Origin of the sequence: Aquimarina litoralis (assembly GCF_019295435.1) — a bacterium.
GTDB lineage: Bacteria > Bacteroidota > Bacteroidia > Flavobacteriales > Flavobacteriaceae > Aquimarina > Aquimarina litoralis_A.
This window is the reverse complement of record NZ_WEKL01000054.1, coordinates 20,531-32,280: the sequence shown is the minus strand read 5'-3', so window position 1 is coordinate 32,280 and position 11,750 is coordinate 20,531. Positions and strand designations below refer to the sequence as shown.

Below are 11,750 nucleotides of genomic sequence, written 5' to 3'. Positions count from 1 at the left end.
ATCAAAAGAAAACACAATTAATTTTACGAAAAAAACTATATAATATATCAGATTAAATTTTTAATTCCATCTCGTATAAATCTAATCCTAAACCCCAATAATCTTTTTCAATTCTTTTGAGAGTAAATCCAAATTTTTCAAAAAAACTGTAGGCAAGTTGGGAGGTTCTAACCGTTACTTTTTTTATCTCACTATTTGATTTTAAAATAGACAAACAATGTGTTACAGCTCTTTTTCCAAAACCTTTACCAGCATAATCCGGATGAAAAAAAATCCACGTAATCTGACCAACATTCTTTTCCTCAAGAATATTATAACCTACACCTCCAATTATTATTTGATCGGATTCAATCGTAAAATATGTGCTTCCATATGTTGTTAGATAGTTTTTGAAATCATAGATTTCTTTAGGATCGAAATAAGTGGGTATGTTTAGTGTAAGAACCTCAACTAATTCTTTTGTATCATTGGGAGTATAAGGCCGTATCATACTAAGTTACTTTCCTGATAACAAAACATTTTAGTTTATTTTAATGGAAAAATTGTCCACAAACAATTCTATGTCCTCCATTGTAGGATTTGCAGTGGCGCCTACTTGGATTCTTTCATAAAACACTGGTTCTTGCAACGTAAAATCAATTCCGTTTTGCGCAAATACATCTCTAAAAATAGTTGCGTTTGGCATATTCATACCATTGTCGTTTATAACCTCATTCCCATTGATCGACAATTTATTGACACCTGTATCAGTATTTGCAAGGGTTAATTCCCATCGAACGGTTACCCATTCATTTCTGGGAAATTGCACAGATGTTTGTTGTAAATTAGTTGCTGAGATTTTACCTCTTTCAATCGCCAGAAAATCGTTTCCTCCGGACATCATCAAACGAACTCCTGGACATTGATTATCATTCACTGTTGGATCCCAACACGAACAACACTCCAGATCTATTAAAAGTAAGTTTTCAATATTCTCTATTGAATTAAGATAAAAATCTGCTTCAAGAACCACTAGATCGCCGGCAAAAGCCTTAAACCCTTCTTTTTCTATGTCCATTTTAGACAATACATCATCAGATTTCAGTGCTAATAAACGTAATGCATTTTGACCTTCTGAAAATGTAGTAGTAGAAATGGCAATTTCGTTTGATGGATTGGTTTGTTGAACAAGCAACACAAAACACAAGAATTATCAAGACATAAAAAGACTTCATAACAAACGGGGATTTATTATGAAGATACTATATTTATTTTATTTAACAGTTCAGTCTTTAAACGTCTAATATCCTTCTATGATAATTGATTTGCCCTAAATGATACGTTAAATGCGTAGTAAGGTGTACCAAAAATCGTTGCGTACTCGGATTTTTATCCATGAGTATTCTAGGGTATTCTTTTTGAAGATCTTCGGGTGTAATCTCATCCAATGCGGTGTCTACGATTTCTTTTACTTCATCAATACTAGCAATCATTTCTGATCTGGGTACATCTTTTAAAGAAAATTCGAGATCCCTTTGTCTTATGTATCCGGTATTTCCGAATTCTGCTCCAATATACGTATTCAGGTTTCCGATCAAATGTAAACAAAGGTTTCCTGCAGAATTACTAATTTCTTTCGTTTCTATCCACAAATTTTCTTCTTTAGAATAGGCGTTAATTTCTGCTTTTAACTTAGTTAGATCGCGATCGAAGATTGTTTTTAATATGTCGATAATAGAATCATTCATTGGATATCATTTTATTTATTAATGTTATTTGTCCTAAATGATAATAGGCATGCTCAATCATTGCATCAATATTTCTTTGATAGGTCCCATACTTCTCATCTACAAAAACTTCATCTAATTGTGCGTCTGACATTTGCTCTATTAAGTCAGCAAAACTTTCAGAATTATCATATAGTCTCTGTTGTAAAGCCTGCCAATCCGTATCGGAAGTAATTGGCGGAGCATCAAAACTGTACTTATCCCGAATTTCCAAAGCTCCTCCTTTCAATACATTCAGAACACCTTCTATATAATAATTGATATGGAATGTAAGTAACCCAATGGTATTTAAATCACTTACTTTCTGATTCGCTTGTTCCCAACTAATTTTAGATAATTGATCTTTATAATTGGTATTCGCAATCCAACGACCATTCAATACTACTTCTCTAAATCGATTTGCAATCTGCTTTGTTCTCATCACGATATAAAACAAAATTAATGATAGCTAAAAATAGTTTTTTTGCTAAAAAAATGACAGATAAAAATCATAGAACCTTGTTAAAAGTTCACTTTAGAAAACATAATGGAATTCTAAATATCCAATCGATAATTTATTTTAAAAGAAACTCCCCAATCTTTTCTGGAAATCTGTTCATTATAATTATCAGTTACTACCAGATATATGTAAGATAGTGGTTGATATTCCCATTGTAATCGACTATTAATATTTAGATTTTCCCCTTGAGTATTGTATTGCACATAAGTTGTCCAGTTTAATCTATTATTAAAGAAAATCTCTCCGGTAAATCGAGCTAAATGAAATGTCTCTTCTCCTAATTCATCTAGATCTATTCTGTTTACATCATAAGAAGCTTCTATGTTAGCAAAAGGCAATAATTGATAATTTACATACGCACCCGCTACTTCTCTATCTCCTCCATAAAAAGTACCTTTTTGCACATTAAATCGATATCTGAATTTCTGATTATTGGCAGAGTTATATCCTATTTTTAATATTCCGAATTTATACAATCCAGGAACTACAGAATTTCCATTACCCAAAGGATCAAATCCATATTTTAGGTCAACACTATCATAATTAATTACGTAGTAAACCGCAGATAGATCTTTGAAAAACACCGCTGAATTCAGAAAGAAGGAAGATTGATTGATATCTCCATTCTCATCGAAATAAGTGTTATTTCTAAAATTCAAGTATCGTATGTTATTTAATACTTTCGAGTTCTCATAAAACTTCTGATATTCCACTCCTGCAGTGGTTTGGGTATACCCTTCTCTAATGGTAACATTATTAATAGCATCAAAATTGAATAATCTAGGCGTAAAGCCTACTTCGGTAATATAATTTCTTCCCAAATTTCGAACTCCTGCATTCCAAGCAAACCCTCTTTTGTTAAACCATAGTCCTACATTATAAAAGTTATTTTTTCCTGATATGTCTGATGTAAAACTTTTTCCATAATTGGCCAGTCCTATCCATTTATTATTATCCGATTTATAATTCAGATTCAATCCTACAACGCGATTGTAATCATCTGTAAACTCTAATCGATCTGTTTCTTGCCTATTAATCCAAAAACCAGTAGCTGTAAAGTTCTTAGAGAGCTGTTGTTCGGCTGCCAGAACACCATAATTCTGTGATCTAATTTCTCCATCATTTTCTGTTTGTGCATCCAAGACACCAATTCTGGTGGAAGGCGTTACATTTCCAGATAATTTTAACCCAAATTGTATATCAGATTCCAACCCTACAATTCTGGAATAAAAAGGATTCACGCCAGGCACTCCTAAATTCGAAAACAAATCACCATTTTCTAAAAAGAAATTTCTTCGTTCCGGAAAATTAATCGCAAAACGAGTTAAATTGGTTACTTGCTGATCCACATCAATCTGTGAAAAATCAGGATTGATAGTAGCATCAACTTTTAAAGAAGACGTTAAATTATATTGCAAATCTAAACTAGGTTTAAAAACAACCTCATCTTCTTCTGAAACAACATTTTCTACATAATTTAATGCTATTGAAGGAGTGATAGCAAAACGTGAATTTGAAGTATTCGGTAACGCTTCTACCAAAAACTCCTCTGTAAATCGCAGATCAAAATTCAGATAATTTCGTTTTACATTTTTAAGAATCGTCCAGGAATTATTCTTAATATCTCTGGTATAAAATTGCATTCCAAAAACAGGGTTATTAGGATCAAAATTTAAGGACTTTAAGGGAATAGCCAATTCATATTGCTTATCGGTTCCATTTAAGATTGTTTTTGACTGCCAAACAGCATTCCAATTAAAATTCATACCATATCCATCATTAGTTCGACCAATAAGACCATCTCCTTGATTTCCTAATGAATTAATGGCAAAGAAAAATGCATTTTGTTTTTTGTTTTGAGCATCGACAACCACTACAAAACCATCACTCAACCCAAGTGGAACATCTCTTTTTAAGGTACTTACCTGAGTTCTTTCTACAGTATCTTTGTAAACAATACTCATGTATAAGTTGGTTTGATCATGAAATAGTTTAACTACTGTTTGATTGTCTGCTATTCCCTCATCAGTAGGCAGATAATTATAAAAATTAGTATGCTCCTGCAGTTCATTCCATATGGGTTCATCGAAAATTCCATCAATAGTAATCTTAGTTTCCTTAAATACAATTTTACGCTCTTGAGACCAACCTTTAAAAATCACAAAAACAATAATTACACAAAAGAATAATCGCATCATTTTCATTGTAATCGAGTTGCAGTTTTACTAATAATTTTCCAGGCTCCATTTAGCTTCTTTAAAAGAAAAAGATCTATATAAACCCATTTTTGTTCTGGATTAGAAATTTCTGCTTTGGCAGTAGCAATATCTTTATAGACTTCGCACGAAAGGATTTTCCCTATCCTTCCATTAAACTCTCCTACTTTTCTATTTTTAAAAAAACCGACATATTCAGATGGAGTAAAAATCTTAAAAGTATCTCTGGCCGTAAGATATAAAGTAGCATTATCCGCAAATGCATCTTTTAATGTATCAAGCCGATTATAAGAACTACCATCTATATAATTCTGGATGGTTTTTTCTACAAGTTCTTTATCAGTTTGTGAAAAGATGCATTGCAAAGAAAAAAATGCAATGCAAATAAAAATGGGTGTTTTCATAATATGACGTTTAAATTTTTGTAAACATCATATGTTCCTCTAAAAATCCATTCTTCAGTTATAATTCAATTGTACAGAATTATAAACTTGGAGGAATTTATTCCGAAAATTGCTTTTTATATTGTGCTGGAGTTACGCCTACCATTTTTTTGAAAGTTGCATAAAAACTGGACTTAGAAGAGAATCCTGCCTCAAAACCAATGGCTTCTAATGTGTAATTATTATTTTCTCGTAATAATCGTTGTGATTCTTCGATACGATACTCATTGATAAAAAAAGCAAAGCTTTTACCTAAATTATCATTGAGCAATTGTGATAGTTTATGAGAAGAAATATGGATTTCTGAAGAAAAATCTTTGAGCTTTACGTTTGGATTTTTATACAATTGTTTATCTCTAGCCAAACTCGTTAATTGTGCAATTAAATCGGAAGCTTCTTTATCTTCAATCTTTTTAGCGGCATATTTTTCGGGAATATCCTGAAAAATATTATCTCTGTTTTTCTTAAATAATAAAAATATAATCAATCCATAAAATACTGCAGAAAAAGTGATGGTTCCTATCAAATAAAAATAGAAGTAACCAATCATATAGGCTGCAAAAATCAGAACATTTGCCATGAATACTGCAAAAAGCCATAACTCAGAAGTTAAAGTGGTTACATTTTTATGAAAAATCTTTTTGATAACATCTTTCAACAAAAAGCCTGATAGTAACAAATAAATACCCCAAGTACCATATATAAACTTTACGAAATACGAATTCCAGAAATCTATATACTTCGTATATGGCCGAATAATTCCTATTACTGTAACAATTACAAAAAGTAACCCTATATGAATGATCCAAGAACGCGGAATTGTCTTACGATTCTCGATACAGGCCTTTATATAGTGATATAAGGATACTCCTATCAGAAAACAGGCAGATAGTCCGACCTGTAGTATTAATCGATCCCTTTCACCTCCAAAAAGAACATAAACCGATTTACCGATGCGGATACTCAACATTAATAGTAATAATCCTAAAAAGAAATTTTGAACTCTCTTTTGCCTACTAAAAAAAAGAAAGTAAAGACTAATCAGAAAACCATTAAAAACACCTAATGAGGATAAAAGAAATAAAATAGGATTATCGAAAGTCATATAAAAAACTATTGCTCAAATATATTAAAAATACAAACCGAAAAAATGTTGCTTGCTTTACTAATATGAAATTCTAAATAAAGACTAAAACGGCTTTGTTAAATGAATAAAAGTTGACTTTAATTAAAAAATGAGAACAGTGTAGACATATTAAAATATTGCAAATTGTCGTCTAAAGTAACTTCTGATAATTTAGTAAAATCAAGTACAGCTAAAATTCCTTAAATTTAACAGTACTAACATAACCCGTGCACATATTGAACACTTACACCAAATATTGGTTTCTCGAAGGTTTTAATTTATTCAACAAACTAGGAAGAATTACCATGATGCGCATGTGCGAGATTCTAGAGATGGAAAACATTAATAAAGGATCTGTTATAGAACTTCTCAAAGACGATCGTAAAAGCATCTTTTTCTTAAAAAAAGGTACTGTTAAGATTATTGACAGTAATAGTAAAACGGTAAAGTACATCGTAAAAAAAGGAAACATCTTTGGAGAATTATCGCTATATGATCAAGAAAAAGCTTCTGAAGAAGAGGCAATTGCGATAGAAGATTGCATTGTATGTTATATAGAATCAGCGAGAATGAAAACTATTATGGAGAAACATACATCTCTAAAAAATGGAGTTCTAAAAGTTTATGGTCTTCGCATTAAAAAGTTAGAAAGACGATTACAAGATCTGTTATATAAGGATAGTACTACCCGAATTAAAGAATTCATTATTGACTACATAAACGAATTTGGAGAGCGGAAGAATGAAAGTTTAGTCGCCAAAAACCTACTAACCCATAAGGATATTGCCAATCTAACAAATACTTCCAGGCAAACGGTAAGCAACACATTAAGTAAGTTAAGAAAAGAAGGTATTATCGATTATGATACTCAAACGATCACTTTAATTCATAAGAAACAACACACAATTCATACATAATTAACTTTAAACATGAAAAAACCAGTAGCAATTGCTCAAATTAATGATTTAGAAAACAAAAAACCCTTACATGCATTAGTCAACGGACTTGATCTCGTAATTATCAAGTTTGATGAAGAAATATCTGTATTATACGGAAGATGCTTGCATAGAGGAGCACTCATGGCCGATGGCCATATCGATGGTCATAATCTCATCTGTGGCGTACACGGCTGGGATTATAGATATGACACTGGTGTTTCTGAATATAATAATAACGAAGTACTACATAAATTTAGCACTAACATTGAAGGAGGAACTTTATACGTAGATGAAATAGAAATCAATACCTACCTGGAAGAACATCCACAACCTTTTAATCGAGATGAATACCTAGGTGCGTATGCAGATACACATCCTGAAGATACAGAACCGTATACAGGATATATCAAAGAACTTGCAAAAAATGGGTTAAAAAATCTAGGCCATCATGGTTTTTCTTCATCAATGGGAGTAGATCGAAATACGCTTCCCAAATGGAGTGATATACAATTTTTACCAGCACAATTAGCCAGCAGACCATTACTAGATCATGAAAATGTAGCAACTAAAGTAATTATAGGCCCAAAGGCTAAAAAACCGTTAAGCATAGACATTCCTTTATTTGTTAGTGACATGAGCTTTGGCGCATTATCCAGAGAAGCTAAAATCTCATTATCAAGAGGTGCAGAAATGGCAGGAACTGGTATTTGTTCAGGAGAAGGTGGTATGCTACCACAAGAACAGGAAAGTAATACCAAATATTTTTATGAACTGGCTTCTGCGCAATTTGGGTTTTCTTGGGATAAATTAGAAAAAGTACAAGCCTTTCATTTTAAAGGAGGACAAGGTGCAAAAACAGGAACTGGTGGACATCTTCCAGGAACTAAGGTGAGTAAGGAAATTGCCGAAGTTCGAGGATTACAAGAAGGGCAAACTGCAATTTCTCCAGCTACATTTCCTGATTTTCATGGAGTACAGGATTTTAAAGATTTTGCAGAGCAAGTTAGAGAAAAAACAGGAGGCATTCCTGTTGGTTTTAAGATCGCTGCAAGTCATATAGAAAAAGACATTCAATTCGCCCTAGATGTAGGTGTAGACTATATTATTTTAGATGGTCGCGGTGGTGGAACTGGTTCTGCGCCTACCATTTTAAGAGATAATATTAATGTTCCTACAATTCCAGCTTTGGCAAGAGCCAGAAAATATTTGGATAAAGTAGGTGCAACCGATGTGACCCTTATCATTACTGGTGGATTGAGAATCGCTGAAGATTTTGCCAAAGCCATGATGTTAGGAGCTGATGCTATTGCTGTTTCTAACTCGGCACTGCAAGCAATTGGATGTTTAGGAATGAGAGCTTGCGGAAGTAATAATTGTCCGGTAGGTATTGCCACTCAAAAAGAATCCTTAAGAAGTAGATTAATCATTGAATCTTCAGCGAAACAATTGTGCAACTATTTTGAAGCTACTAATGACCTTATTAAAGTAGTAGCAAGAGCCTGTGGATATGATGATATTTCAAAATTCAATCATAATGATTTATCAACTTTTGATCGAGACATGCATCAATTAACAGGAATCAATTATGCAGGTGTTTTATAAAACCTACACTTTACAAACTCATAAAACAAAACTATGACAACTCAATTGCACTTAGCTGCTCAATATCTTGCTGCTGCTGGAATCTCCTTTGTAGATAAAAAAGAAGATGACAGTCATACAAATCTTGGTTTTTCTATCGAAAAGGAAAGCTTATTTACAAGAAATTTAGATCAAAAACCTATTGTCCTTTCCCTTAATTATAAAACCTTTGGACTAGAATGGAATGATAATAACTCCATCACAACACTTCTATTAAATGGCAAAACTCATAAGGAAGTTTTGGAATGGGTCAATAACTTGGCTTCAAAAAGTAACTTATCCAAACCCTATACATATGATCTTCATTATGAATTACCTTATCAAATAACAGATGAGTATATCTTCAACTTAGAAGATACTTCAACATTACAAAAACTAAAAGAGCAAAGAATCTTAGCAAATACTGTTTTAGAAGAGTTTCTGAAAACTAATCATCTGGATTCAGAAATTAGGATTTGGCCACATCATTTTGATACAGGTGCTTTCGCTCCTATTGAGGATTCATCAGGAATATCAATTGGTCTGGGAATGGCAATTCCAGATACGATGATAGACGATTATTATTTCTATATCAGTGGATATCACGGACATGATGGTATGAATACTTCTTCTTTTAAAGAGTTATCAATAGGTACTTGGAAAAATGATGGGTTTAAAGGAGCTGTATTACCAATTACTGGAATTGACGAAAAACAAGGTGTCTATTTCTTTAACGAAGCACTTGCTGCCTACAAAAGTTAATAACTATGGAACATTGGTATATTCCTGCAACCATTATTCCAGGTATAGGACTTTTAATCTTATCTACTTCCAATCTTTTGGTAAATCTCTCATCAGAGATCAAAGGGATGATAGATCAGGAGGGAATTAGTCCAATACTGATTCAGCGAAAGCTAAAACAGCTTAAATTATTAAACAGTGCTATGGTATTTTTATACATAGCAGTAGCATGTTTTGTGATCGCAGCATTAGTCTCTGGAATTTATAAAAGTGTTGAAAGTAATTTCGACTCTGCAATTTACATTACTATTACAGGAATTATTAGCGCATTATTAGGGCTTTTTGCACTCATCGTATATTCTTTCAAGGCTGTAAAAATCAGACAAGATCAATTTCATAACAAATGCTAACCGCTTAAAAACACAATCATGACTCAAAAAAAAGAAACCGTCTGGTATAAAGTATTAGACAATAAAGACAGACTTCCGGAAGGTAGAGTACAAACAGTAACTGCTGGACATCAAGGAATCTGTTTAACACATTTCGAAGGTAAGTATTCTGCATTGGATAATCGTTGTCCACATCAAGGAGGTCCATTGGGAGAAGGATCTATTGAAAACGGAATGCTTCGCTGTCCTTGGCATGGTTGGGATTTTCATCCTTGTACAGGATTACCTCCTGGAGGTTATGATGATGGGATACAAACTTTTGACGTCAAAGAAGAAGATAATGCAATTTATGTAGGCATTCCTAAAGAAGAAGAACATCAGGAAACAATTTCTGATGTAATGATAGAAACTATGGTAAACTGGGGTGTGGATACTGTTTTTGGAATGGTGGGTCATAGTAACTTAGGTGTTGCAGATGCTATGAGAAGACAGGAAAAACTAGGGAAGCTTCGATTTTTTGGAATCAGACACGAAGGAGCCGCAGCTTTTGCCGCTTCTGGATATGCCAAACTCACAGGAAAACCAGCAACTTGTTTTGGAATTGCAGGACCAGGAGCTACGAATATGTTTACCGGAATGTGGGATGCAAAAGTCGATCGAGTACCCTTATTAGCACTTTCTGGTCAAGTACATACTCAAGTAGTAGGAACAGGAGCTTTTCAAGAAGTAGATTTGGTAAAAGCTTTTAATACAGTTGCCGAATTTAATCATGCAGTTCATTTGAATTCCAATCATAGCGAACTTATGGCATTGGCGTTAAAACACGCTTTGATAAAAAGAGATGTTTCACATCTTACCTTCCCTGATGAAGTCGCTTTTACCGCTAAACCTGCAAAAGAAAAAGCTCAGACTCCTGAAAATAGAATTACTCCTTTTAATATTTCTCCTCCAAAAGAAATGTTAGATAAGGCAATTGAGATGATCAAAAAAGCAGAAAGACCCGCTATCGTAGTAGGTCATGGAGCTCGTTTCGAAATGAATAGCATTATCGAGTATGCCAAGACATTAAACTGTCCGGTTATTACCACTTTTAAAGGGAAAGGATTAATACCCGATACACATGAGTTAGGTTGTGGTGTTTTAGGAAGAAGTGGAACTCCAATTGCTTCTTGGTTTATGAACGAAAGTGATTTATTATTAGTTTTTGGAGCTTCATTTTCGAATCATACAGGTATCACTCCAAAAAAACCGATCATACAAGTTGATTTCGATCCAATGGCGTTGAGTAAGTTTCATAAAATCGATTGTGCATTGTGGGGAGAGATTTCAGAAACTCTAAAAGTAATTCGAAAAGAAACAGAAGGTGCTACGCAAAGTATAGATCATAGAGATGAAATTGCAACTCGTTGGAAAATCTGGAGAGAAGAAAAACAAAGTAGGTTAGAAGATTCCAGCGCTAAAGGAATCAGTTCTATTGCCGTTTTTGATGCTATGAATAAAGTAACTCCCGATAATGCGGTAATTGCTGTTGATGTTGGAAACAACACCTATTCTTTTGGAAGGTATTTTGAACCTCAGCATCAATCCATATTAATGTCTGGATATTTAGGCTCTATTGGTTTTTCATTACCAGCAGCAATGGGAGCTTGGGCAGCACAAGGACATGAAAGACCTATTTGGTCGGTATCTGGAGATGGTGGTTTAGGACAATATCTGGCTGAAATTACCACCTTAGTAAAATACAATATGCATATTAAACATGTGGTATTAAACAATTCTGAATTAGGTAAAATATCTAAGGAACAAAGGGCTGCAGAATTGGATGTTTGGCAAACTTCACTAAAGAATCCAAGTTTTGCTGCATTTGCCAACAACTGTGGAGCTTTAGGAATTAAAGTTGAAAAACTAGAAGATCTTATTCCAGCTATGGAAAAATTAAGAGATCATCAAGGTCCAGCTTTATTAGAAATCATTACAGATGTAAATCTTATTTAATTGTAAAAGTGTAAGAA

General features: G+C 33.3%; 12 protein-coding genes. 5 read left to right on the top strand and 7 right to left on the bottom strand.

The features are described from left to right. Positions 1-52: 52 nt before the first annotated feature. The 7 genes from GBO31_RS20500 to GBO31_RS20470 form a co-directional block, all read right to left on the bottom strand. Positions 53-490 (bottom strand): GNAT family N-acetyltransferase, encoded by a 438-nt coding sequence (locus GBO31_RS20500; RefSeq protein WP_219010344.1) that lies wholly within the window; start codon positions 488-490, stop codon positions 53-55. Positions 491-520: 30 nt separating this feature from the next. After that, positions 521-1,177, bottom strand: coding sequence for a hypothetical protein (locus GBO31_RS20495; RefSeq protein ID WP_219010343.1), 657 nt, complete (start codon positions 1,175-1,177; stop codon positions 521-523). A gap of 94 nt (positions 1,178-1,271) precedes the next feature. Then, a complete protein-coding gene (locus GBO31_RS20490; RefSeq protein ID WP_219010342.1) occupies positions 1,272-1,727 on the bottom strand; it encodes a DinB family protein in 456 nt (151 codons plus the stop codon). Beyond that, positions 1,720-2,187 carry a DinB family protein gene (locus GBO31_RS20485; RefSeq protein ID WP_219010341.1) on the bottom strand — a complete coding sequence of 156 codons (468 nt, stop codon included), beginning with the start codon at positions 2,185-2,187 and terminating at the stop codon, positions 1,720-1,722. The genes GBO31_RS20490 and GBO31_RS20485 overlap by 8 nt, the downstream gene beginning before the upstream one ends. 113 nt (positions 2,188-2,300) lie before the next feature. Beyond that, positions 2,301-4,469 carry a DUF5916 domain-containing protein gene (locus GBO31_RS20480; protein WP_219010340.1) on the bottom strand — a complete coding sequence of 723 codons (2,169 nt, stop codon included), beginning with the start codon at positions 4,467-4,469 and terminating at the stop codon, positions 2,301-2,303. Beyond that, a complete protein-coding gene (locus GBO31_RS20475; protein WP_219010339.1) occupies positions 4,466-4,885 on the bottom strand; it encodes a nuclear transport factor 2 family protein in 420 nt (139 codons plus the stop codon). The genes GBO31_RS20480 and GBO31_RS20475 overlap by 4 nt, the downstream gene beginning before the upstream one ends. A 97-nt stretch (positions 4,886-4,982) precedes the next feature. Continuing rightward, positions 4,983-6,029 carry a helix-turn-helix domain-containing protein gene (locus GBO31_RS20470; protein ID WP_219010338.1) on the bottom strand — a complete coding sequence of 349 codons (1,047 nt, stop codon included), beginning with the start codon at positions 6,027-6,029 and terminating at the stop codon, positions 4,983-4,985. 257 nt (positions 6,030-6,286) lie between these two features. Here GBO31_RS20470 and GBO31_RS20465 point away from each other — a divergent pair, with 257 nt between their 5' ends. The 5 genes from GBO31_RS20465 to GBO31_RS20445 are packed head-to-tail and all read left to right on the top strand — an operon-like array spanning position 6,287 to position 11,733. Next, entirely contained in the window at positions 6,287-6,967 is a 681-nt protein-coding gene (locus GBO31_RS20465; protein WP_219010337.1) for a Crp/Fnr family transcriptional regulator, read from the top strand. Positions 6,968-6,979: 12 nt separating this feature from the next. Continuing rightward, entirely contained in the window at positions 6,980-8,590 is a 1,611-nt protein-coding gene (locus tag GBO31_RS20460) for a glutamate synthase-related protein (RefSeq protein WP_219010336.1), read from the top strand. 33 nt (positions 8,591-8,623) lie between these two features. After that, the gene (locus GBO31_RS20455; RefSeq protein ID WP_219010335.1) at positions 8,624-9,370 is read left to right on the top strand and encodes a hypothetical protein; all 747 of its coding nucleotides are present in this window, start codon (positions 8,624-8,626) and stop codon (positions 9,368-9,370) included. Between the two features lie 5 nt (positions 9,371-9,375). Continuing rightward, entirely contained in the window at positions 9,376-9,759 is a 384-nt protein-coding gene (locus GBO31_RS20450; protein ID WP_219010334.1) for a DUF2721 domain-containing protein, read from the top strand. An 18-nt stretch (positions 9,760-9,777) separates the two neighbouring features. Further along, positions 9,778-11,733: a thiamine pyrophosphate-binding protein gene (locus GBO31_RS20445; protein WP_219010333.1), complete on the top strand. Its 1,956-nt coding sequence runs from the start codon at positions 9,778-9,780 to the stop codon at positions 11,731-11,733. The last annotated feature ends 17 nt before the right edge of the window (positions 11,734-11,750 follow it).

Excerpts from the sequence above, each read along its gene's own strand:
- GBO31_RS20460 (WP_219010336.1), top strand. The coding sequence starts at position 6,980 with ATGAAAAAACCAGTAGCAATTGCTCAAATTAATGATTTAGAAAACAAA.
- GBO31_RS20445 (WP_219010333.1), top strand. The coding sequence starts at position 9,778 with ATGACTCAAAAAAAAGAAACCGTCTGGTATAAAGTATTAGACAATAAA.
- GBO31_RS20470 (WP_219010338.1), bottom strand. The coding sequence starts at position 6,029 with ATGACTTTCGATAATCCTATTTTATTTCTTTTATCCTCATTAGGTGTT.
- GBO31_RS20480 (WP_219010340.1), bottom strand. The coding sequence starts at position 4,469 with ATGAAAATGATGCGATTATTCTTTTGTGTAATTATTGTTTTTGTGATT.
- GBO31_RS20450 (WP_219010334.1), top strand. The coding sequence starts at position 9,376 with ATGGAACATTGGTATATTCCTGCAACCATTATTCCAGGTATAGGACTT.
- GBO31_RS20455 (WP_219010335.1), top strand. The coding sequence starts at position 8,624 with ATGACAACTCAATTGCACTTAGCTGCTCAATATCTTGCTGCTGCTGGA.
- GBO31_RS20485 (WP_219010341.1), bottom strand. The coding sequence starts at position 2,187 with ATGAGAACAAAGCAGATTGCAAATCGATTTAGAGAAGTAGTATTGAAT.
- GBO31_RS20490 (WP_219010342.1), bottom strand. The coding sequence starts at position 1,727 with ATGAATGATTCTATTATCGACATATTAAAAACAATCTTCGATCGCGAT.
- GBO31_RS20500 (WP_219010344.1), bottom strand. The coding sequence starts at position 490 with ATGATACGGCCTTATACTCCCAATGATACAAAAGAATTAGTTGAGGTT.
- GBO31_RS20475 (WP_219010339.1), bottom strand. The coding sequence starts at position 4,885 with ATGAAAACACCCATTTTTATTTGCATTGCATTTTTTTCTTTGCAATGC.